The sequence below is a fragment of the Pelagibacterium mangrovi genome (assembly GCF_036662815.1).
Taxonomy (GTDB): Bacteria; Pseudomonadota; Alphaproteobacteria; order Rhizobiales; family Devosiaceae; genus Pelagibacterium; species Pelagibacterium mangrovi.
In genome coordinates, this window is the sequence record NZ_JBAFXA010000001.1 from 62,667 (window position 1) to 84,571 (window position 21,905).

Annotated in this window: 21 protein-coding genes; 12 read left to right on the forward strand and 9 right to left on the reverse strand. The window is 62.2% G+C overall.

All coding sequences use genetic code 11. From position 1 onward, the window contains the following. Nucleotides 1-65 precede the first annotated feature (65 nt). Both V4T21_RS00270 and V4T21_RS00275 read right to left on the reverse strand, forming a co-directional pair. The gene (locus V4T21_RS00270; protein ID WP_332711427.1) at nt 66-1,172 is read right to left on the reverse strand and encodes a pyridoxal phosphate-dependent aminotransferase; all 1,107 of its coding nucleotides are present in this window, start codon (nt 1,170-1,172) and stop codon (nt 66-68) included. Nucleotides 1,173-1,197: 25 nt separating this feature from the next. Continuing rightward, entirely contained in the window at nt 1,198-2,523 is a 1,326-nt protein-coding gene (locus V4T21_RS00275; protein WP_332711430.1) for an NAD(P)H-dependent oxidoreductase, read from the reverse strand. 102 nt (nt 2,524-2,625) lie between these two features. Here V4T21_RS00275 and V4T21_RS00280 point away from each other — a divergent pair, with 102 nt between their 5' ends. After that, nucleotides 2,626-3,684, forward strand: a complete 1,059-nt coding sequence (locus V4T21_RS00280; RefSeq protein ID WP_332711432.1) for an enoyl-CoA hydratase/isomerase family protein — start codon at nt 2,626-2,628, stop codon at nt 3,682-3,684. A gap of 10 nt (nt 3,685-3,694) precedes the next feature. Here V4T21_RS00280 and V4T21_RS00285 read toward each other — a convergent pair whose 3' ends face one another. Then, complete coding sequence (locus V4T21_RS00285) at nt 3,695-4,426, reverse strand: GntR family transcriptional regulator (protein ID WP_332711434.1); 732 nt, start codon at nt 4,424-4,426, stop codon at nt 3,695-3,697. 111 nt (nt 4,427-4,537) lie between these two features. On the opposite strand from V4T21_RS00285, the gene V4T21_RS00290 reads away from it, so the two are divergent. From V4T21_RS00290 to V4T21_RS00305, 4 genes are read left to right on the forward strand one after another with little or no spacing between them, the layout of a single operon-like run. Next, nucleotides 4,538-5,536 carry an ABC transporter substrate-binding protein gene (locus V4T21_RS00290; RefSeq protein WP_332711437.1) on the forward strand — a complete coding sequence of 333 codons (999 nt, stop codon included), beginning with the start codon at nt 4,538-4,540 and terminating at the stop codon, nt 5,534-5,536. Beyond that, nucleotides 5,533-6,357, forward strand: a complete 825-nt coding sequence (locus tag V4T21_RS00295; RefSeq protein WP_332711439.1) for an ABC transporter ATP-binding protein — start codon at nt 5,533-5,535, stop codon at nt 6,355-6,357. The genes V4T21_RS00290 and V4T21_RS00295 overlap by 4 nt, the downstream gene beginning before the upstream one ends. Further along, nucleotides 6,347-7,216, forward strand: coding sequence for an ABC transporter permease (locus tag V4T21_RS00300; protein WP_332711442.1), 870 nt, complete (start codon nt 6,347-6,349; stop codon nt 7,214-7,216). Before V4T21_RS00295 ends, V4T21_RS00300 begins: the two co-directional genes overlap by 11 nt. Nucleotides 7,217-7,240: 24 nt before the next feature. Then, on the forward strand, nt 7,241-7,939 hold the full coding sequence (locus V4T21_RS00305) for a fumarylacetoacetate hydrolase family protein (RefSeq protein ID WP_332711445.1): 699 nt from the start codon (nt 7,241-7,243) through the stop codon (nt 7,937-7,939). A 114-nt stretch (nt 7,940-8,053) separates the two neighbouring features. Here the strand turns inward: V4T21_RS00305 and V4T21_RS00310 are convergent, their stop codons facing one another. Beyond that, nucleotides 8,054-8,884 carry a class I SAM-dependent methyltransferase gene (locus V4T21_RS00310; protein ID WP_332711447.1) on the reverse strand — a complete coding sequence of 277 codons (831 nt, stop codon included), beginning with the start codon at nt 8,882-8,884 and terminating at the stop codon, nt 8,054-8,056. Between the two features lie 82 nt (nt 8,885-8,966). On the opposite strand from V4T21_RS00310, the gene V4T21_RS00315 reads away from it, so the two are divergent. After that, on the forward strand, nt 8,967-9,857 hold the full coding sequence (locus V4T21_RS00315) for an alpha/beta fold hydrolase (protein WP_332711449.1): 891 nt from the start codon (nt 8,967-8,969) through the stop codon (nt 9,855-9,857). 13 nt (nt 9,858-9,870) lie between these two features. Here V4T21_RS00315 and V4T21_RS00320 read toward each other — a convergent pair whose 3' ends face one another. Then, nucleotides 9,871-10,611, reverse strand: a complete 741-nt coding sequence (locus V4T21_RS00320; RefSeq protein ID WP_332711452.1) for an N-acyl amino acid synthase FeeM domain-containing protein — start codon at nt 10,609-10,611, stop codon at nt 9,871-9,873. 432 nt (nt 10,612-11,043) lie between these two features. Here V4T21_RS00320 and V4T21_RS00325 point away from each other — a divergent pair, with 432 nt between their 5' ends. From V4T21_RS00325 to V4T21_RS00345, 5 genes are all read left to right on the forward strand, one after another. Beyond that, a complete protein-coding gene (locus tag V4T21_RS00325) occupies nt 11,044-13,278 on the forward strand; it encodes a putative bifunctional diguanylate cyclase/phosphodiesterase (RefSeq protein WP_332711454.1) in 2,235 nt (744 codons plus the stop codon). 91 nt (nt 13,279-13,369) lie between these two features. Further along, nucleotides 13,370-13,660 (forward strand): STAS domain-containing protein, encoded by a 291-nt coding sequence (locus tag V4T21_RS00330; RefSeq protein WP_332711457.1) that lies wholly within the window; start codon nt 13,370-13,372, stop codon nt 13,658-13,660. 8 nt (nt 13,661-13,668) lie between these two features. Continuing rightward, nucleotides 13,669-14,028, forward strand: coding sequence for a response regulator (locus V4T21_RS00335; RefSeq protein ID WP_332711460.1), 360 nt, complete (start codon nt 13,669-13,671; stop codon nt 14,026-14,028). A 40-nt stretch (nt 14,029-14,068) separates the two neighbouring features. After that, nucleotides 14,069-16,258 (forward strand): chemotaxis protein CheA, encoded by a 2,190-nt coding sequence (locus tag V4T21_RS00340; RefSeq protein ID WP_332711463.1) that lies wholly within the window; start codon nt 14,069-14,071, stop codon nt 16,256-16,258. Nucleotides 16,259-16,413: 155 nt separating this feature from the next. Beyond that, the gene (locus V4T21_RS00345) at nt 16,414-16,902 is read left to right on the forward strand and encodes a chemotaxis protein CheW (protein ID WP_332711466.1); all 489 of its coding nucleotides are present in this window, start codon (nt 16,414-16,416) and stop codon (nt 16,900-16,902) included. Nucleotides 16,903-16,911: 9 nt separating this feature from the next. Here the strand turns inward: V4T21_RS00345 and V4T21_RS00350 are convergent, their stop codons facing one another. The 4 genes from V4T21_RS00350 to V4T21_RS00365 all read right to left on the reverse strand — a co-directional run bounded on the left by V4T21_RS00350 (nt 16,912) and on the right by V4T21_RS00365 (nt 21,131). Then, the gene (locus tag V4T21_RS00350) at nt 16,912-17,955 is read right to left on the reverse strand and encodes a glutathione synthetase (RefSeq protein WP_332711469.1); all 1,044 of its coding nucleotides are present in this window, start codon (nt 17,953-17,955) and stop codon (nt 16,912-16,914) included. 8 nt (nt 17,956-17,963) lie between these two features. Then, nucleotides 17,964-19,823 carry a flavohemoglobin expression-modulating QEGLA motif protein gene (locus V4T21_RS00355; protein WP_332711471.1) on the reverse strand — a complete coding sequence of 620 codons (1,860 nt, stop codon included), beginning with the start codon at nt 19,821-19,823 and terminating at the stop codon, nt 17,964-17,966. After that, nucleotides 19,820-20,653 (reverse strand): N-formylglutamate amidohydrolase, encoded by an 834-nt coding sequence (locus tag V4T21_RS00360; RefSeq protein ID WP_332711474.1) that lies wholly within the window; start codon nt 20,651-20,653, stop codon nt 19,820-19,822. Before V4T21_RS00360 ends, V4T21_RS00355 begins: the two co-directional genes overlap by 4 nt. 124 nt (nt 20,654-20,777) lie before the next feature. Beyond that, nucleotides 20,778-21,131 (reverse strand): hypothetical protein, encoded by a 354-nt coding sequence (locus V4T21_RS00365; protein ID WP_332711476.1) that lies wholly within the window; start codon nt 21,129-21,131, stop codon nt 20,778-20,780. A gap of 124 nt (nt 21,132-21,255) precedes the next feature. Between V4T21_RS00365 and V4T21_RS00370 the strand changes: the two genes are divergently transcribed. Continuing rightward, complete coding sequence (locus V4T21_RS00370) at nt 21,256-21,900, forward strand: chemotaxis protein CheD (protein WP_332711479.1); 645 nt, start codon at nt 21,256-21,258, stop codon at nt 21,898-21,900. Nucleotides 21,901-21,905 lie beyond the last annotated feature (5 nt).

Here is a 21,905-nt window from a genome sequence, read left to right on the forward strand (position 1 = left end):
CCCCGCTATAAATAACGGGCTATGTATTGCTAGATATGGCACAGGCCCAAATAAAGGTGAACGGTCTATTGGCGGGGGCCTCGATTGACGACCGCCTCCAATGCATCGCAGGCCAGTTCTATGGCGTCGGGCGTTCCCACGCTGAGGCGGATGCAGCGGTCGAGTATGGGAACAGCCGGCTTGCGCACGAAGATGCCGCGTTCGAGCAGGCCGTTGAGGAGCGTCTCGGCGCGGGAGGCGTCTGCGCAGTCTATGGCGACGAAATTGGTGGCCGAGGCGATGGGCGTCAGCCCCAATTGCCGGGCGCGTTCGGCGATGCGGTCGCGGCCGGCGGCTATGGCATCGACAGTGCGGGAAAGATAATCCTGATCCTCGAGTGCTGCGATCGCCGCGATCTGGGCGAGTTTATTGACCCCGAAATGGTTGCGGATGCGGTCGAAGGCGGCGATGAAATCAGCCGGCCCGATGCAATAGCCGATGCGCATGCCGGCAAGACCGTAGGCCTTGGAAAAGGTGCGGAAGCGCAAGAGATTGGGGCGGATGAGGCCGATGCCCGGCAGCGTGCCCTGAGGCGCGGTTTCGCCATAGGCCTCGTCGAGGACGATCAGCGTTTCGGGCGGGATGGCATCGACGAAACGGACAATGTCCTCGGCCGGCCACCAGGTGCCCATGGGATTGTCGGGGTTGGCGAGATAGACGATTTTGGTCGGTGCGGCACGGGTGGCCCGGATCAGCGCATCGAGGCTTTCGCTATCGTTTTCGTAAGGAATTTTGACGAGTTCGGCGCCCTGGGCGGCAACGTGATAGTTGAAGGTGGGATAGGCGCCGAGCGAGGTGACGACACGATCTCCGGGCGAGAGAAAGAGCCGGCAGGTCAGCCCCAATAGCGCGTCGATGCCTTCGCCCACCGAAATGGTTTCGATGGGCGTATCCAGATGGGCCGAAAGCGCCGAGCGGACAGTGAAATTTTCCGAATCGCCATAGGTCCAGACGTCGCCGGCCGCGGCGGCAATGGCGGCGATAACCCTGGGGGAGGGGCCGAATGCGCTTTCATTGGCGCCCAGGCGAGCGCGGAACGGGACGCCGGTGCGCCGTTCGATGACTTCGGGGCCCACGAAGGGAATTGTGGCCGGCAGGGCGGCGATGATCGGGGCAAGGCTGGGGCGTGTCATCCGAGGTTTCCTCCCATTGCGGCCTTCAGCGCTGGACCGAGAGCATTTCGTCCTGCCGTTTGCGCAGGGTGAAGAGCTTGGTGGAGGTGTCGGGGATTGCATTGGCCGCCGTCAGCAGCTCGCCCTTTTTGATCGGCGCCGTAACCGTGCCCCCTTCAAGAAGGCCGACCGGAATGGCGGCGGCGGCGCGGGCGTCGGCCACGGTCATGGTCCATGAGCGGTAGCAGGTTTCCCCGATGGCATCGAGCAGTTCGCCGGGCTTGAGGTCGCGCTTGGCAACGGCGCAGACTTCAGCGACGGGGTTGGCGAGTGGCACCATGTCGGGTTTGCCATAAAGCATGATCCGGGCGGCGGTCAGCGGCACTTCGAGACTGGTGAGGTGGTAGGGGCGATAAAATCCATAATAGGGCCCGTGACCGACATGAAGGTCGTCCATGCGCTCGACGACGCGTGGATGGGTGGCCTTGGCGATGACGAAAACGCCGGGCGCCACGCCCTTGCCGATGGTGTAGTCGACGACGCCCGATTTTTCGAGCACGCCCCCATCTGCCCTGGGGATCAGCACCTTGGGAAGCGTCTCGCGATCGGCATTGGGGCCGTGCATACCGGGGCGGTCGGGGACCAGTCCGGTGGCGTTGGCGATGGCGGCCATCTCCACCATGGTTTTCGAGCCGTCGATGAACTCCACAAGCATGCGCGGGTTCATGTTGCGGCGCGTGGCTTCCTCCATATAGTCGGCGGGCACCGCATCGTGGTTGAGCGGGTTGTTCTTGCCCTTGCCGGCGGCGACGATTTCGAGCCCGAGGGCGGAGGTGAATTCGATCAGCTCCATGCACGAAGAGGGCTCGTCCCCCGCGCCCACGGAATAGACGACGCCCAGCCGGTCGGCCTCGTGCTTCAAATAGGGGCCGATGGTGACATCGGCTTCGACATTCATCATCACCAGATGTTTGCCGTGCTCCATGCCCAGCAGGTCGAAATCGGCGCCCACGCCCGGCTTTCCGGTGGCGTCGATGATGACGTCGATTTCCGGGGCCGTGACCATCAATTCGGTGTCGGAGGTGACAGCGATCCGGCCCATGTCGATGGCGGCGCTCATCGCGGCCCTTGAATCGGCCTCGCGGGCATGCTCGTTTTGGCCGCCCGGTCCATAGGCGATGTCCATGGCCGAAAGGGCGGTGTGTGGACGCCGCGTGGAAATGGCGGCGATTTCCATGCCGTCCATCAAGGACACCTGGGTCACGAGATCGGTGCCCATTTCCCCCGAACCGATGATGCCGAGCCGTATCGGCTTGCCCGTCTCCCTGAGACGTTGAAGGTCGCGCGCGATACCGGTCTTTGAAATTGTCATGACCCTTGGGGCTCTTTTTGCGTTTGGTGGTGCGCTTCTCCTAATTCATTTTCCCGGGCAAGGGAAATAACGCAGTATGGGAAGCGGCAAGAGGAAGGGCTCATGAACGACATCTCCATTTCGATCGAAGGCGCCTGCGGCGTCATCCGGCTTAGCCGGCCCAAAGCAATCAACGCGTTGACCATGGACATGATCGCCGCGGTACGCGCCGCGCTCGACGAATGGGACGAGGACGAGCGCGTCCGCATGGTGCTGATCGAGGGAGAGGGGGGAAAGGGGCTCTGCGCGGGCGGGGACGTGCGCGCCACGCGCGATATGGCGCTGGCGGGCGAGACACGCCTTGTGTTTTCGTTCTTTGCCGACGAATACGACATGAACGGGCTGATCGCCACCTATCCCAAGCCGATCGTCGCCTTCCAGCACGGCATCGTCATGGGCGGTGGGATCGGGATTTCCTCGCACGCCCGGTATCGCATCGCGGCGGCTTCGAGCCGGTTCGCCATGCCCGAGGGGGCTATCGGGTTTTTCTGCGACGTCGGGGTAAACGCGATCCTCTACAAGACCGCCGAGGCACGGGCTCTGGCGTTTCTTCTCTCGGGGCAGACGGTGGGCGCAGCCGATGCCATAGCCCTGGGGCTGGCCGATGCGGCGGTACCCGAGGACGCGCTGGTTGATCTCAGGGCACGGATTATCGAGGCGGCGCAGGCGGGAGATCCGGATACGGCGATAACCGCGCTCATCCAGGCGCAATCGGTCGATGCGGGGGAGTCGGGCTTTTGTGCACTCGCCGATTCGCTGGCGCCGGCCTTTGCCGCCGAGAACGCCGAAAAGATTCTGGAAAACCTGCTCGATCTGGCCGAGGAGGGCGATCCCGGCGCGGCCGCGCTCCATTCGGCGATGTCGGCCCATTGCCCCACCTCGCTTGTCGCTATCGTCCTGTCCCACCGGCGGGCACGACAGCTTCGCGACGTGCGGGCCATTCTCGAAGACGATCTGGCACTGGCCAAATATATGGCGCTACGCTCCGATTTCGCAGAGGGCGTGCGGGCGGTGCTGGTCGACAAGGACCGAAACGCCAAATGGCAGCCGGCGCGGTTGGCCGAGGTCGATGTCGAGGCGCTCGAAAAAACTCTGATCGAGCCGGCACTGGTTCAGGTGTAAGACACCGTTCTCAAAGCGGATTGGCCGTGGGTTCACGCGCCGGAACGCCGTTAGGGTTCATCGCGCCGAAATATCCCTCGACCACCCGCAGGGTCTTTCGGTAGTGGTCGTCCAGAAGCGCGGTCGCGGTGGTCACGTCGCCGTCCATCGCGGCCTGGGCGATGGCCTCATGCTCGAGATTGTAGTCGGTGCGCGCGTTGCGGGAGGTGGCTGCGACCGCGCGGTATCGATCCGATTGCTCGCGCAAATCGTCGCAGATCGCCAGAATCTTCGCCGAACCGCAGCGGGAAATCAGCGCATGGTGGAAGCGGTGGTGATACACTTCCCACTCGGCGTTCCTGATCTTGCGGTCTTCGTCGAGAAACCGCGGGATGCGCAAAAGCCGGTGCAGGCTGACGACGATTTCGTCGCGCCATTCCTCGGTGCCATTGGCAATCGAGCGGCGCAGGGCCTCGATTTCGAGCATGCAGCGGGCTTCGAGAAGATCCTTCCAGACTTCGAGCGATATCTGGGAAACCGAAAAGCCCTTGTGGTCTTCCAGGTCGACAAGCCCCTCGGCCACCAGCCGGTTCAACCCTTCGCGAACCGGGTTGATGGCTGTGGTGAATCGCTTGCGAAGCTGTTCGATGCGCAGCTTGCTGCCCGGCGGGAGAGAGCCCTGAAGGATATCCTTGCGGATTTCCATGGCGATCTGGCTTGCGGCGGTCAGCCTTTGGGATTCTTCCCCTTTGGTTTTGCGCATTTTTTTTTCTCCCTGGACCAACCGGATTTAGCATGAGGTTGACAGACAGACAAAATGGAAATTAACTCCCGACAGTCAAAATAATCCATTATCCACTTGGGAGGCGAAATCATGGATATTTTATCACGCTGGACCGCGGGCACCGTTCTCGCACTGGTTTCAGGCACTGCGGCTCTGGCCGGCGACATCGTCGTGGCGGTGCCCAACCCGTCGGCGACGCTGCTGCTGCCGATCGTTGCGGCGCAGGGAGAGGGCTTTTTCGAAGAGGAAGGCGTCAACGTCACGATCGAAGCGCTCAACGGATCGGGCGCCGTCATCCAGGCGCTCGCCGCCGGTCAGGCCCAGATCGGCAATCCGGGCGCCGGTCCGCTGCTTCAGGCCCGCACGCGCGGCGTCGAGATCACCAATATCTACCGCCTCAATCCGTTGAGCTCGTTCGCGCTGGTCGTGCCGGAAGGCTCGGGCATCGCATCGGCCGAGGATCTGGCCGGCACCACCATCGGCGTGGGCACGGCTGACGGGTCGGAAACCGCTTTCGCCCGCTCGATCCTGTCGGAAGCGGGCCTTGAGGAAGGCACCGATTACAATTTCCTCGTCGTGGGTGACGGCGGCCAGGCGACCGCCGGCTTCCTGCGCGGCGATATCGATGCCTATGCGGCGGCCACCAATGACGCGGCGATCCTCAATGCGCGCGGCGTTGCGCTCGAAAACATCACGCCCGAAAAGTACAAGACCTTCTTCGGAAACGCGCTCGCGGCCATGGACAGCTATATCGAGGAAAACCGCGAGGATGTCGAAGGCTTCGGCCGCGCTCTGGTTCGGGGCGCCAAATGGGCCGCCGATCCCGCCAATCGCGACGCGCTGATCGAACATATCGGTGCTGAAAACCCTCAGGAAATCGAGGACCGCGATTTCGCCAATGCGCTGATCGACCAGATCATCATCCGCCAGACCCCGTTCGATCCCGATCTGGGCTATGGCTATCAGGATCATGAAGCCTGGGTCGCCTGGGAAGAGAGCCTTGTGGCTTCGGGCGAGCTCGAAGCGCCGCTCGAAGATCTTTCCGCCGTCTATACCAATGAACTCATCGACATCTGGAACCAGCAATGATGCAGTCCGGCATGGCGGACAGCCTGACGGCGGACGCGGGGGCTTCGGCCCCCGCCGTCTACAGGATCCGCAATCTGCGCAAGACATTCGCCCGTCACAACGTGACCGCGCTCGAAAATGTGAATTTCGACCTGCCCCAGGGCAGTTTCACGGCGGTGATCGGCGCGTCGGGTTGCGGCAAGTCCACCCTTCTCAAGATCATGGCAGGCCTCGTCTCGCCCTCTGAAGGGTCGGTGATGCTCGGGGGTACTCCGGTGCTCGGCACGCGTCCGGACATTGGCATGATGTTCCAGCACGCGGTGCTGCTTCCCTGGAAAACCACCATCGAAAACATCCTGATGCCCATCGAAATCCGCGAGGGCAAGGCAGCGGCCAGGGCCAAACGGCCGGATGCCGAGGCGCTGATGGATCTGGTCGGCCTCAAGGGGTTCGAGGAAGCGTATCCGTCCGAATTGTCGGGCGGCATGCAGCAGCGGGCCTCGATCTGCCGCATGCTCATCACCGAGCCGAAAATTCTGCTGCTCGACGAGCCGTTCTCGGCGCTCGACGAACTGGTGCGCGACCATATGAACATGGAACTCCAGCGCATCTGCATGGCGCGCAATGCGACAGCGTTCCTTATCACCCACTCGATTCCCGAGGCCGTCCTGTTGTCCGACACTGTCTTTGTGATGGGTTCGCGTCCGGGGCGCATTCTCGAACGGGTCGAGATCGACCTGCCGCGTCCCAGAACCCTCGACATGATGCTCGAGCCGCGCTTCGGCGAACTCGTGGGCCATATCCGCAACCGTCTCGACATGGGAGTGAACCATGGCAAGTGATAGCGTCGCCATGTCCTCGGAAACCTTCGTTTCGAGCGAGGAATTTCCCTCCACCGTCTGGCAGGAAACCGATTCGCTGATCGACCGCATCCCCCGGCCCGTCGCCATAATCGGGCTGGGCGTCATCATCGTCGCCGTCTGGCATCTGGCGACGATGTCGGGGGTGATCAACACCATCATCCTGCCCACCCCCGCCATGGTCTGGACCCAGATCGTCACAGTGGGCACCAATCTTGCGACCGGCGGCTACATGCTGGCCGCGCTCTGGATCACGACCCAGGAAGTGCTGATCGGGTTTGCCCTCGCCGCCGTTCTGGGCATTGCGCTGGGCACGCTGGTGGGCGAAACCAAGTTCGGCGCCCGCGCCGTCATGCCCTATCTCGTCGCCATCGATACGATGCCCAAGATCGCCTTTGCGCCCCTTTTCGTCGCGTGGCTGGGCTTCGGGCTGGAGAGCAAGATCGCGCTGGCCACCTTCGTTTCGGTGTTCCCCATCATCGTGGGCACCGCGTCGGGTCTGCGGGCGGCGGAAGAGAGCGCCCACATGCTGTTCCGTACCATGGGCGCCACCCGTCTCCAGACGCTCACCAAGATGAAGTTTCCCTTCGGCCTGCCCCAGATCTTCACCGGCCTCAAGATCGCTTCGCTCGGCGTCATGGCCGGCGCCATCACGGCGGAGTTCCTTGGCGGCGGCAAGGGCTTTGGGGAGCTGATCCGCGTTGCGGCGTCCCAGCTCGATACGGCACGCGTTTTCGCGCTCATCATCTATCTCAGCCTTGTGGGGCTGGCGATGTATGGCGCGGTGATGCTCGCGGAACGCCAGATCGTCTTCTGGCAACGCCGCCGCTCGGGCGAATAATCACAAACTGGAATTGAAGCGATAATGTCCAACCGTCTTTTTGCCGATCCCGTCTTTCCCGCCGTGGCGGTCAAGGGGAGCGAAAGCTCCTACCCCGTGCACCGGATCTTTTGCGTGGGCCGCAACTATGCCGACCACGCCAAGGAAATGGGCGTTGAGGTCGATCGCGAGGCTCCGTTCTATTTCCTCAAGCACCCACTCTCGCTGGTCGAGAACGGGGAAACGATCCCTTATCCGCCGGGAACGGGCAATTTCCATTACGAAATGGAATTCGTCGTCGTCATCGGCAAGCCAATCTTCAAGGCCAATCCCCAGGAGGCGATCGAGGCGGTGTTTGGCTATGCCACCGGCCTCGACATGACGCGCCGCGACCTCCAGCTCAAGGCGCGGGAGAAGGGGCGTCCGTGGGATCTGGGCAAGGATTTCGAACGCTCGGCGGTTCTTTCGGCCGTCACCCCCGCCGAAAAATTCGGCACGATCGGCGCCCAGGCGATCTGGCTCAAGGTCGATGGCGAGACGCGCCAGGACGCGACGCTGGCCGATCTGGTCTGGTCGGTTCCCGAACTGGTCTCCGACCTTTCCCATTACTATCACCTGCGTCCGGGCGATGTGATCTTTACGGGCACACCGGCCGGGGTGGGCGCCGTCGTCGCCGGCCAGTCGCTGCATGGCGGTATCGACGGGCTCGATGACATCAGGCTCGTCATCGGCGCGGCCGAATGAGGCGACGGAGGCCGGCAATTCGCCGGCCTCCTTTTAAGGCCAGGCGGCCTAATGGCCCCACCGTCCAGGACGGCGCCATCCACTATCCGATCTGACGCTAAGGGGCCTGGGTGGTCAGGACGCCCGGGCCCAAGCCCCCACCAGACGGGGATAGAAGATGCACGGGTCACCCGTTCCCGCTTCGCCGAGCAGGCGTTGCTGGAGCGTTTCGATTTCGATGTCGGCGGCGGTGGCGATGCCAAGCGCTTCCATCGCCGGCATCAGGCTTCGGGTGGATTCCACGATAAAGGCGAAGCCGTCGGCGTCTTCGCCATTGCTGATCCGCGTCAACCCGATCATCGCGGGCATAAGCCCCGCCGCGCGATAGGCGGGATAGAGCCGGGCGCCCATATCGGCGGAACGGCCCGAGCGGGTATAGACCTCCGCGATCCGTCCGATGCATTGATGAAGCAACGGCAGGGCCGGCTCGGCGTAGGACGAGGTGATATCGAATTCGATGAAGGCGACGAGCGTGCCGGGCTTGAGCCGTGCGGCCAGTCCGCCGATCGTGGCGCCCGGATCGGTCATGTGCAGCAGAAGAAAGCGCCCGATCACCGCGTCGACATCGGGCCGGTCCTCGATGGCTTCGAGGGTGGTCGCCTCGAACGCGATGTCATGGCCCCGGCGGTGGGCGCGGGCGCGGGCCACCGAAAGCGCCGCCTCGGATGGGTCGATGCCGGTAACCGAACCCTCAGGCCCCACGATTTCTGACGCGATCAGCGAAACGTCGCCCACCCCACATCCCAGATCGAGAACCCGCATGCCCTTTTCCAGCCCGGCGCGCAGCAAAATGTCGCGGGTCTGTCCGGCAAACAGGGCCGCCTGCCGTTCGAGGCGGATAAGCTCGCGTTCCGAATGGCCCAGAATGTAGTCCTGTTCGGCGGGTTGGGCACCTGGTGTGCTCATCGGGGTCCTCACGGGGTTGGCAGTATCGATACGAAAATGGGAAGGAGGCGTATTAACGGGCTGGAGAGGCCCGCCTGCTAGGATGACTAAACAAGTTTTCCGCTCGGAAGCGAAGATGGTTTATGGCGAGATCGCGTGCAAGCAGGCGCACATAGCTGTGAGCGACACGCAAGGGGAGGGGTTTCCCCTGCTGTTGCTGCATGGCAATTCGAACGGACGTGAGGTGTTCTTCCGCCAGTTTCAAAGCGCTTTGGCCAAGCGCTATCGCCTGATCGCCATCGATCTGCCCGGACACGGACAATCGGGCGACGCCCGCGATCCCGATGCCGCCTATACCGTTCCGGCTCTTGCCGACACGGTTTCCGAGGTTCTCGATCATCTGGCTATAGACCGCCTTGGCGTGATGGGCTGGTCGCTGGGCGGGCATATCGGCATCGAACTGCTGGCGCGCGACCCGCGTGTCGCGGGGCTGATGATCGTGGGGACGCCGCCCATTCAGCGCGGCATCCTGGGCGTGCTGCGCGGTTTTCAGCCCACGATGGACCTGACCTTGACGACGCGCGGACGATTGAGCGCGCGCGAGACCGACCGGTTCGCCCGCATGTGTTTCGGAGACCACGAACATCTTCGCTTCCACGCGCTGATCGAGCGTGCCGATTGGCGCATGCGGCGCGTCATGGGACGCGGCATCATGGCCGGTGTGGGGGCCGATCAAAAGCATGTCGTCGAGCACAATCGGGCTCCGCTTGCTGTGGTCAACGGAAGGGGCGAGCCTTTCGCCCGCCTCGATTATCTCGCGGGGCTGGACTACGCCAATCTCTGGGACGGGCAGTGTCACGTGATCGAAGCGGCGGTCCACGCTCCGTTCCTCGAGACGCCCGAAACATTCAACGCCCTGCTCGAGCGTTTCCTGGCCGACGTATCGGATTGGACCGAAATCGATCAGGCGGACGGCCTGTGCCGCCACGCCTGACGTTTTGCGATTGTTATCGCGCGCCGACCGTCTCGACATTGCGCGTTGCGGCGGCCGCCGCGAGTGCCCCGAGCGGAACCGAAGCGGTTCCGAACAGATAGTCGAGTTCGTCCGCATTGGTCCGCATAAAGGGATAGCGGGCGATAACGCTTTCGCGCACGGCACAATAATCGATCCCCATCAGGCTCAATTGCTTGCTCATGCCGTGATAGACGCGCGGCGGGCACAGCGCCCGCAGGCCGAATAGACGCTTGTAGAACGCCTGATGCTCCATCCGAACCGAGGCGAGGCCGAGATCGGCGGCGTAGTATTCGGACGCCAGAAAACCCAGCCGCGCCGTGACATAGGGAAGCTCGGGATGCCGCCCGCTCATGGTGGGGTGCACCGCAAAACGGGTGGGGTCTACGATGGTGCTGCCCTTGTCGATCTCGGGCATCAGCATTTCGGGGAATGCATCCACCGTCGGTGAATGGGCCATTCCGGGACTGGCGACATGCACGCGGATGGTGCTGGCCATCTCCCCGTCCATGTAGATGCCGAAAACATGAACATTGTCCATCTCGTCATAGGCATCGGTCAGCCGTTTGTCGAAGGCGATGGAAATCATCCCCTCGCGCACATAGGCCTCATAGCGGAGCCTGAACGCATTTTCGCGTTCGGCCGGCCCTTCGAGGCGGCGATATTCAATCCTGTCAAGAAAATCGATCAGACGCTGTGAAAAGGAAACACCGGCACTGGGTGCTGCGGAACTCATGGCTTGCCCTCCAAACCGTAACGAGGGCAATTTTTAATTAAAATTTAACTAAGGTCAATTGTTTTGATGTGTTTTATCATTATTAAGTATTATTATTTAACCATTTAGTAATCATTTAGAACTCGGTTTCTTTTCGAATTAATAATTCGAAAACCATAATGGTAAACGCAATGTCGTTACGGTGGCCTCCGTTAAAAGCTGCGTGCATTATGATCGCGAGATAAACTGTGCCTCTATGAGTGCGTGCGCTTGCGGGACGATCGTTTGTAAACGATCTCCAAAAAGCTGCGCCTCAATGTGAAGAGGTGGAAGAATACATTTTAAGCTTTTGCCTTCTATAAAGCAGACTGCCTTATGTTAGACAGAGTGGCCATGCGTCCGCAGTCTCGGGAAAATCCGCCGAATTTGCCGGCAGAAGTTTACATTTCCTCTGTGACCGCCCTCTACAAGGACCGGCGCTCGCTGTTCTCGGGCACGGCCAGCGCAATTACCGCGTCGCTGGTGACGGGCTGGATGAGCGGCTCGATCTGGATCGCCGGCTGCGCCATTCCACTGGGATTGACCGGTCTGTTCCGCTGGCTCGACATGAACGCCTATGAGCGCGCCATGCCCGGCCCGCAGGTTCTGTCCGAGGCGCGGCGCTGGGAAAAGCGCTATATCCTGGGCTCGTGCACATTTGCTGTGTTCCTCAGCCTCTGGTGCCTGCTCACCTTCGTTCTGACGCAGGACGCTACAGTCCATCTGGTCAGCTTTGCCGTGTGCCTGGCCTATATGATCGGCATCACCGGCCGCAATTACGCTTCCGACCAGCTTGTGACTTTCACCACCGTCACGGCGGCGGTGCCGATGGTCGGCGGCCTGCTGTTTCAATTTGAATTCCCCTATGTTTTCCTCGCCATGTTGCTCGCGCCCTTCTTCATGAGCGTGAAAAACATAGCGACGCGCCTGCGCCATACGCTCTTTGACGCCGTGATCGCCTCGCACGATCTGCGGGCGCTGGCCTCCCATTTCGATACCGCCGTCAACAACATGCCCCATGGATTGTGCATGTTCGACGCCGACCAGCGCTTCGTCGTGTGCAACGAGCGCTTCGTCACCCTCCTGGGGCTCTCTGCCGGCGGACGGTGGAAGGGGCGCAAGGGCGTCACCCTGCTGGCCCGTACGCTGGAAGCCAATTCCGTGCCCAAGGAAGGGCGCCAGAAGGTGATCGAATCCTTCCAGGACTGGTTCGCGGCCGGCTGCGGCGGTGCGCTGGTGCTCGAAGCGGCCGGCGACAAGATCCTCGAATTGACCTTCCAGCCCATCGAGGCGGGCGGTTGCGTGATGCTGGTCGAAGACATCACCGAAAAGCGCCGCGCCGAAGCCCGGATCGAGCATCTGGCGCGCTATGACGCGCTGACCGGGCTGCCCAACCGGGGCTATCTGCAGGAACAGTTCGAGACGATCGCCGCAAGAGGGCAGGCCTGCGCGCTGCTGTTCATCGACCTCGACCAGTTCAAGGTGGTCAACGACACGCTCGGCCACCCCTGCGGGGACGCGCTTTTGTGCCAGGTCGCCGATCGCCTGCGGCGCGTGCTGCGACCGTCCGACATCATCGCGCGGTTCGGTGGCGATGAATTTGTGGTCATCCGTCCCCTGCGCGGCGGCGACGCAAAAGAGGCGAGCCTTACCGCCCGGCGGATCGTGGGCGTGCTCGGAGAGACGTTCATCGTCGATGGACACCAGATCGTCATCGGGGCCAGCATCGGCATCGCCATCGAGCCGCGCGACGGCACGACATTCGATCAGGTGCTCAAGAACGCCGATCTGGCGCTTTACTGCGCCAAATCGGACGGACGCGGGGTGTGGCGGTTCTTCGAACCGGATATGGACGTCCGCGCCCAGGCTCGCCGCGCGCTCGAAATCGACGTTCGCGAAGCGCTCGAAAACGGCAATTTCGAAGTGCATTTCCAGCCCATCATCAACCTGCGAACCGGCCATACCTCGGTGTGCGAGGCCCTGGCGCGCTGGAACCACCCCGAGCGGGGCATGATCTCGCCGGCCGAATTCATTCCGCTGGCCGAAGAGACCAATGTCATCATCGAGCTGGGCGACTGGATTCTGCACGAAGCGTGCAGGCAGTGCACCACCTGGCCGGGGGAGGTGGGGGTCGCCGTCAATATCTCACCCATCCAGTTCCGCCGAGGCGATGTGGTGCGTTCGGTCGCTTCCGCCCTCGAACGCTCGGGCCTGCCCGCCCACCGGCTGGAACTCGAGATCACCGAATCGGTGCTGATGGAAAACACCGAAGTCACCCTTACGGTCCTTGAAAACCTCAAGCGCCTTGGGGTGCGCATATCGCTCGACGATTTCGGCACGGGATATGCGAGTCTCAGCTATCTGCACCATTTCCCGCTCGACAAGGTCAAGATCGACCGGTCCTTTTTGAAGGATGTCGAGGCATCGAGCCGTTCGCGCAAGCTCTTGACCGGCGTTGCCCGACTCACGGCGGATCTGGGCATGTCGGTGGTGGTGGAAGGCGTGGAAACGCGACCGCAGCTCGCGCTTTTGATGCGCCAGTCCAGCATCGAGGAGGTGCAGGGGTATCTGTTTTCTCGCCCGCGACCGGCCACGGAGATTGCCGGGCTTCTCGAAGCGGGCAAGGTCGATTTCGAGCAAGTGGCCTGACGTTTAAGCCGGCGCCTATGGTTAGGACTTCTTAAACGCTTGGAAGCCAAACTCGCGCCGACGCAAATCACAGGCAGGGATAAGGCCTCAAATGCCGAAATCGCAAACTCAGTCCGTGGCCTTGCCGCGGGTTGTCGATCTCGACGCTCTCGACGAGATCCGCGAAACCCTGCTCGATGCTCTTTTGGCCGGCCCGATCGACGTCAACGCATCGGCGGTGGAGCGCGTTTCGACCAATGCCCTGTTCATGCTTTTGAGTGCCGCCGAAACGGCGCGGAAAGCCAATTTCTCCTTCACAATTTCGGATGCGAGCACGGTCGTTACCGCCGCAATCGAAAAGCTCGGGCTCGCCCCGGTCTTTGAACCCGTTCTCAAGGGATAATTCCAATTATGCGCGTTCTGACAGTCGACGATTCGCGGACGATCCTTGCCATGCTGCACCACACGCTCACCAATGCGGGCTTTGAGGTGGTCCAGGCCGAAAACGGCCAGGTCGGGCTGGACGTTCTGGGCCGCGAAGACGTGGATGTGGTGATCACCGATATCAACATGCCGGTTATGGATGGCATCGAATTCATCAAAAGGGTGCGCGCGACGGGCAAGCATCAGAGCCTGCCGATCCTCATTCTCACGACCGAAACCAGCCAGGACAAGCGCGACCAGGGGCGCGCGGCCGGCGGGACGGGGTGGATCGTCAAGCCGTTCGATCCCGAAAAGCTTGTCAGCGTCATCAACAAGGTCGTCCACTAACAGGTTTTGACGCACCAACTGGGGGCTGTGGCTGAATAAAATGAGTGACCTCGACGAATTCAAGGCCACATATTTCGACGAATGTTCGGAACTGCTTCTCGAGCTCGAGGAGCAGTTTTCGGCGATTCAGGAAGGGGACAGGGACCCCGACCGTCTCAACGCCGTGTTCCGGGCCATCCATTCGATCAAGGGTGGCGGCGGGGCGTTCGGCTTCGATGCACTGGTGCGCTTCGCCCACAGCTTTGAAACGCTGCTCGATTATGTGCGCGACGGGCGGGTGGATCTGAGCGAGGACGTCGTGGTCCTGTGCATCCGTTCGGTCGATATCGTCGCCGATTTCGTCGCCGCTGCCCGCACGGGCGATGCGCTCGCGCCAGATTATGGCGCCGCCGAAAAGGCCCAGTTCGACGCCTTGAGCCGCGGTGAAGCCATGGAGGCCGCGCCGGCCCCGGCGGATGACGAACCGATGGACGATTTCGATATCGATTTCACGCCGGTGGCCGTCAATCTCGACGCAGGCGCATTTTCGGCTTCGCCCGCTCCGGCTGCCGAAAGCGGAAGCGTCTGGACCATAAGCTTTACACCCTTTGCAAGGCTTTACGAACGCGCCAACGATCCGCTGCTGCTGTTCCGCGAGCTGGGGCTGATGGGCGCCATGACGGTTACCCCGCAGCTTTCGAAAATGCCGCTGCTTGCCGATTTCGAGCCGTTCGGGGTCTATTGTTCCTGGACGATTGAACTCGTGTCCGAGACGGCGAGCGAAGACACCATTCTGGAAGTTTTCGAATTCGTCGAAGGCGATTGCGAGATTTCAGTCGAAAGAAGCGAACCGGGCCCCGTCATCGTCGACGAAGGCATGCCCAGCTTTGCCGCGCTCGCCGAGGAGGCCAAGGCCGAGCGAAAATTCGTTCCGACCGGCGCGCCGGATACGGAATTGCCCGATTTCGCTCCCGCCCCGGCCGCGCGACGCGCCGAGGAGGTTGCTGCCCCCGCCGCGCCGGCCATGGTCAAATCTTCCGAGGCCGGCGAAGAAGCCTCAGGGCGCCCGGTGGGCATGCAATCGATCCGTGTCGATCTCGACAAGGTCGATCGCGTCGTCAACATGGTGGGCGAATTGGTCATCACCCAGTCGATGCTGACCCAGCAGATGGATGAGGCCATCCGCGACCGCTATCAGGAATTGGTGCGCGGCATCGAGGTTCTGGCCCAGACGACCCGTGGCCTGCAGGACGCGGTGATGGCGATCCGCGCCCAACCGGTCAAATCGGTCTTCTCGCGCATGCCCAGGCTGGTCCGCGAACTGGCGGGCAAGACGGGCAAGAGGATCAAGCTCGAAACCATCGGCGAAACGACCGAGATCGACAAGACGGTGATCGAGCAGCTTTCAGATCCGCTGACCCATATGGTGCGCAATTCGGCCGATCACGGCATCGAAAGCCCCGAAAAGCGTCTCGCCAAGGGCAAGCCCGAAACCGGCACGATCAGGCTTTCGGCCGAGCAGGCCGGCGGCAATATCCTGATCGTGGTCGAGGATGACGGGGCGGGGATCAACCGCGAACGCGTGCTCGAGATCGCCCGCGATCGCGGCGTGGTCGGACCCGACCAGCAGGTCACCGACGAGCAGATCGACAATCTGATCTTTGCGCCCGGCTTTTCGACCGCTTCGGAGGTTTCCGACATTTCCGGGCGCGGCGTGGGCATGGATGTGGTCCTCTCCAACATCAAGAAGATCGGCGGTTCGGTCAACGTACGCTCCTGGCCCGGCAAGGGTACGCGCATGACCCTGCGCCTGCCGCTGACGCTTGCCGTGCTCGACGTGATGCTGGTCAAGGTCGCCGACAGTCCATACGTCATCCCGCTCTCCTCGATCGTCGAGACCATCCAGAATTCGCGCGCCGATTTCGGGCACATGCCCTCGGGGGGCAAGGTCCTGCAGGTGCGCGGGGAATATGTGCAGGTTGTGGACCTCGCCCGGCGCTTCGATCTGGTCTCCAGCCAGAGCGAGGACAGCCGGTTCGTGGTGCTGTGCGAGGCGGAAGGCAATTCCAAGATCGCGCTGGTGGTCGACGACATCATCGGCCAGCAGCAGGTGGTCATCAAATCGCTCGAAGAGAATTTCCAGCGCATCGACGGCATCGCCGGCGGCACCATCCTGGGCGATGGTAACGTTGCGTTGATTGTTGATGTGCAATCTCTCAAATCCGGAAATGCCCACCAGAACGCGGCATAGAGCGCTTTCCGCAAAAGTGGAATCCGCTTTTGCGGTTCGGAAGCGCGGCAAAACAAGGATTTAGAGCATTCCAACGTTTCCGTTAAACGATGAAATGCTCTAGGATTTTTCGTCCGTCAATGGGAGCCAGGATAGCTCCCCAATGAGGTCAAGACATGGAAGCGCTCGGTATTCGCGACGACTATTCGGATACGACGGCGGGGGCGAACCAGAATTCGCTGCAGCTCATTGCTTTTTCGATCGATGAACAGATCTATGGGGTCGAGATCACCACAGTGCGCGAAATCCGCGCGTGGAACGGGGCGACCCCGCTGCCCAACACCCGCGAATATGTGCGCGGGGTGATCAACCTGCGCGGCACAATCGTCCCGATCTTCGATTTGCGCGCCCGCTTCGGCGACGGCCAGACCACTCCCACCAAGAACCATGTGGTGGTGGTGATGAGCGTGGGCGAAAAGTGGATCGGCATCCTTGTCGACGCGGTCTCCGATATCCTCACGGTTTCCCGTGACGATATCCATGCGGTGCCCGAGGGCAATTCGGGCGATACCGAGCTTTTGAACGGCATCGTCACCCATGACAGCCGCATGGTGGGGCTGATCGACCTCGCCGCCGTGGTTTCGGGCGCCAAGACCGACGCCTGAGCGGAACGCTCAGAGCGTCGCCAGTTCGCGATTGCCCATTTGCCGGCCATAGCCGTCACGGATCACCATCTTGTCCTCCAGGGCGGCGATGACCGCGTCGCAGAAATTGGCGCCCTGGAGTTCGGACACATTGTTCAGCCCGCCGGGCGTGAAGGTGTTGATCTCCAGAATCTTCTCGCCCACGATATCGAGCCCCACCAGGAACATCCCGTCCTGGATCAGCTTGGGCCGCACGGCCTCGGCGACGGCCAATATCTTGTCGGTGATATCGACCTGCTCCACGGTGCCGCCCCGATGGACGTTCGAGCGCGTCTCGCCCTTGGCCGGCACGCGGCGGAACGCTGCGTATTTGCCGTCGACGACCAGCGGCTTGCCGTTCATGAGGAAAAACCGGATGTCGCCCTCGGACGCCTCGGGCATGAAGCCCTGCGCGATGAGATAGCCTTCCTCGCTCACCGCCTCGAAGATCTGGTTGAGATTGGCTTCCTTGGGTGAGCCGATCTTGAAGACGTTCTTGCCGCCAGAGCCTTGCAGCGGCTTGATGATCACGCCCTTGCGCTGGCCTTCGATAAAGGCGCGGATTTCCTCGATGCTCTTGGAAATCAGCGTTTCGGGCCGCACGCTTTGCGGAAAATCCTGGAAATAGAGCTTGTTCTGGGCGCGTGAGAGCCCATCCGGATCGTTGACCACCAGGACACCCCGCGCGGCGGCCAGCCTGCCGAACAGGGCCCCCACATGGGCGGCCCATGGCCGTTCGGCGGCATCGAGCGAGGGGTCGTTGCGCAAGAACAGCACGTCGATTTCACTGGCGTCCATGCGCTTGATTTCGGCCTCGCCCTGCAGATCCTTGAATAGCGTTGTCGCCTTCTTGTAGGTCGATCCCGGCAGGGTATGGGCGCGTATGGCGAGGCTGTCGTCGGGAGACAGCACGAAATCGCCCGGCGTCACGTAGCAGACCTCGTGTCCGCGCAGCACGGCGGCGAGCGCCATAACGGTGGTCGTGTATTTGGGGGATTCGCCCTTGATGGAATTGACGAAGAACGCGATGCGCATGAAGGCTCCTAGGTGTTGACCATATCGATGGGGGCAAGTCCGGCGCGGGCTTTTTCAAGCCGCTCGGAGGCTCCCTTGCGGGAGAGGAAACGGGGAACAATGCGGGGCGGCTTGAGCAGGCCCCGGCTGCCCAGCTCCTCGATGACGGGAAAATGGGATGCGGCGACCTTGCCCATCCAGAAGGGGTCGAGCTTGCCGCCCCCTTCGAGATGGGCGAGGATTTCGAGCAGGCCGCGCAGATAGACCGCATCCTTGGCAAAGCCGCCGCCGCGATAGATGCGCAGCGTCAGCGTGAAGGCGGTGTGTTCGGAAAAGCCGTGCTCGCGGGTCATGGCGTTGAACACCGCCTGGAACGGGGCACCCTCAAGCATCATCGAGCAGGCGACCACCCGCGCCGCGATCAGCCGCAGCCGGGCCGGCGTCATCCCGCCGACCAGATATTCGGCCAGCACCGCAAGGCCCTCCTGCAAGCCCTCATAGCCGGCCAGCCCCGAGCGGAACAGCCGTAGCCCCTGCGCCGAGCCGTTGAAATAGGTGAGCAGGTGCACGCCGACCTCATGGCTGAGCAAAGCCTCGACGCGCCCCTTGGGCATGGCCATGCCCCTGGAGATCAACAGCCGGCGTCCGGTGACCATCAGGCCCGAGGGCAGGTCGTCGCGCAGCTCGATCCGGGCGTCGAAGCCGGAATCCTCCCCCGCGTAATCGGCGATCATCGCTTCGGCGCGCTTTTTTACGACGCTCGAGCCGACCTGCGCGGCCCCCGCTTTGCGTCCCGGACGGCATTGGTCGAGGATGGCTTCGGCGGCGGCCAGAAGCGAGGGTTCCACCGAACCATAGAGCGCCCGCCCCAGTTCGCGGAAACGGGGCGTTTCGCGCGCGGCGATCATCGAGAGCTGCAGGTCGAGTTCCTGGCGCTTTTCCTCGTAAAGGCCCGAGAGCACCGGGTCTTCGAAGAGGTCCAGATCGATGGCGTAGAGCGCGCGCTTTTGGCGGTCGATGCTCGCGGTCAGCGGACGGTAGAGAAAGCGCGGCGCGCGCTTATGACCACTGTCCACGAACTGCTCATAGGCCGGGCCGGCATTGATCGGGGTGACCGAGAGGAGAAAATCGAAAGATTGCGCCACCTCGTCCATGGCCCGGTCGGCCCGCACCACGGTGTCGATGAACACCTTGCGCCCCAGCGCCCGATGGGTCGCCGGCTTTAGGGCGCCGGTTTCCCGCACGAAGGCGGCGATGCCCTGAAGGATCGAATCCACCATGTTGGCGGTCATCCGCTCGCGCAGGTCGGGATAGATGGTGTCCCCATCCGGCGCCCGATAAATGGGCGCAAAGGCGATGTGGAGCGCCGGATAGTCGGTAAGCTGGGCGACCATGGGCCTGTCGCCTTTTCCCGTCGTCAGCGACGATTGCGATATCCGGGGCAGGCGAAATTTGGCGTCGGTCGCCTGGATCGCCGCCGCCAGCGCCCCGAGCGCGGCCCGCGTCGCATCGTCCTCGGAAGCAGCAAGCTCGATCTCGAAGGGGGGCAGATAATCGGCGTCCTCGGCCAGCGCGTCCTTTTCGAGTTCCCCGATCTCGATGACGATGAAGGCGCCGAATTTCCCGCTCATCGCCGCGCCGACCTGGGCGATGATATCGCGCGCCTGCCGCTTGTTGCGAAACAGCAGATAAGAGGCGCTCGCCGCCGCCACCGCCCGCGCCACGTCTCCGGTTTTTCCGAGCCTGTGGATGACGATGAACGGCAGCGCCCTGTCGATATGCAGCCGCGCCCCGCGCCCCAGATCGCAGCGCAGTGTCTCGCCGCTCTCGAACGCGCCCGCGATCCGTTCTTCAAGCGGAGGTTCGGCCGGTTTCTTGCCCGCACTCACGTGAGCGCCCCCAGCTTTTCCTCAAGCACCGGCAAACTCGCCGTCAGCGCCTTGCGGAACTGTTCGAGCCGGTCCAGGTGCGGCTCCCCGGTCCACTCGTCCATGAAGACCTTCTTGAACTCGATGGCGATGGCGCAACCGGTATCGGCAAAACGCTCATGCACGAACCGCGTCTGCTCGCCCTTGCCCGCAAAGGCGACGTTCTCGCGCACGTCGATGAAATCCCCATCCACGGTCTGCGACGCCAGCGCCTCGATAAAACCATCCAGCAACGGCGCCCACCGCTCCCTGTGCATCGAAAACGTCCCGATATTGACCACCGGCGCCTTTTGGGGATCGGTGGCAATTTCAGGGCCCTCGCGCCGATGATTGTAGGAATGGATATCGAGAAGCACGAAGCCCCCATGCATCGCCTCGATCCCGGCCAGCGTCTGTTCGAGCATGGCGTAATAGGCGTCGTGGATAGCGAGCGAGGCATCCACGAGCGGCCCGGTCAGCTCCTCTTTCCAGACGCGCAGCCCCCAAGCCTGCTCGGGCCGCAGATACACCGCCTCGTCCCGCGCTCGGTTGAGATCGATCTCGAAGCGCGAGCGGTGAAAGACGATGCGGTTGGGCACGTCGCGAATGAAATATTCGGTATAGGGGTCTTCCTCGCGCAACCGCCCCTCGGCGCCGAGCGCATAGTGATCGACAAGCTCGGGCCGGACATGATGGCCATTGTGGATGGCCGTGCCGATCAGCGGCGAAAAACCGCGCTCGATGCTCCACAGCGAGTTCGGAGCCGAAACCGCCCATCCGGTACGCGCGGCAAAATCTTGATAACGAGTCAAATGAAGGTCCGCTCTAAAATCTTAAATCAATCGACCGCCCCGCAGGGAGGTGATGATCAAACGAATGAGCGGTGCCCTTGTTCCTGTCGCCGCGAGGTAGAACCTCGGTGCAGCCGGATAATCGTCAGAAAAATTCGACTTCGCCCGAATTGGTGCGGGCGGCGATGCCCGACAGCGACTCGTCGCGCAATTCGTCGAGCGTCAGCGACGACCAGACGGTTTCACTCGCTTCGGAGGCGGGGCCATCGGCAAGCTCGGCCATCTTGCGGGCCGCTTCGGCCATGTTGCGGCAGCGCTGCTCGATACGGTCCTGCATCTGGAGCGCCATGACGATCTGGCGGATGGCGGTCGAGCGGGCGGTGTTGCAATCGATCGAGGTGTCGCCCAATGTGAGCAGGCTGGCCGTGATGCCGTCGACCATTTCCGCGGTCTGGCGCGCGGTTTCCTCCAGCTCTCTGGCCAGTTTGTGCAAGCTCATGCACGTTCCCCGATTTCCGTTCCGGCCATGATGGCGGCAAGTGCGCAAACTATGCCTGCCATGTTTGCCTTGCCTTACTCATCCCCCGTTAGGGTTAGCAAACGGCTAACGATCTGGCGCTAGGGTGAGAAAAATCGCATCCGAGCCCAAGCCGGGGCGGCCTATCCAGGGAAGCGGCAATGCCGTCACGACAGTTTTGAAGCCCGATAATTTCACGCGCGGCGTGGTGACCAACATCCATCAGGGCGATTGCGTGGTTGCAGGCGAACCCGAAACCACCCTTTCGACGGTGCTGGGCTCGTGCATCTCGGCCTGCGTGCGCGACAGGGTGGCTCGGATCGGGGGCATGAACCATTTTCTTCTGGCCAGCCAGTCGGGCAATTCGCGGGACCGGTTCGGCGAATCGGCGCGCTATGGCGCGTTCGCCATGGAACAGCTCATCAACATGGTGCTGACCAGGGGAACGGGCAAAAAGGCCAACCTCGAATTCAAGGCGTTCGGCGGCGGCAATATCCACTCGGGGATGAACGATGTGGGCCTCAAGAACATCGAGTTCATGCGCGAATTTCTGACCGATGAAGGCTATGAGCTCCTGGGCCAGGATCTGGGCGGCAGCTTCGCGCGGCGAGTGATGTTCCAGCCCTATACGGGCCGGGCCTTCGTCAAGCGTCTCGAGAGCACCGACAGCGCGCTGCTGGTCGGCGACGAACTGGCAATCGCAAGACGGCAGGTCAAAAAGCCCAAGCTCTACGATATCGAGCTGTTCTAGCCACG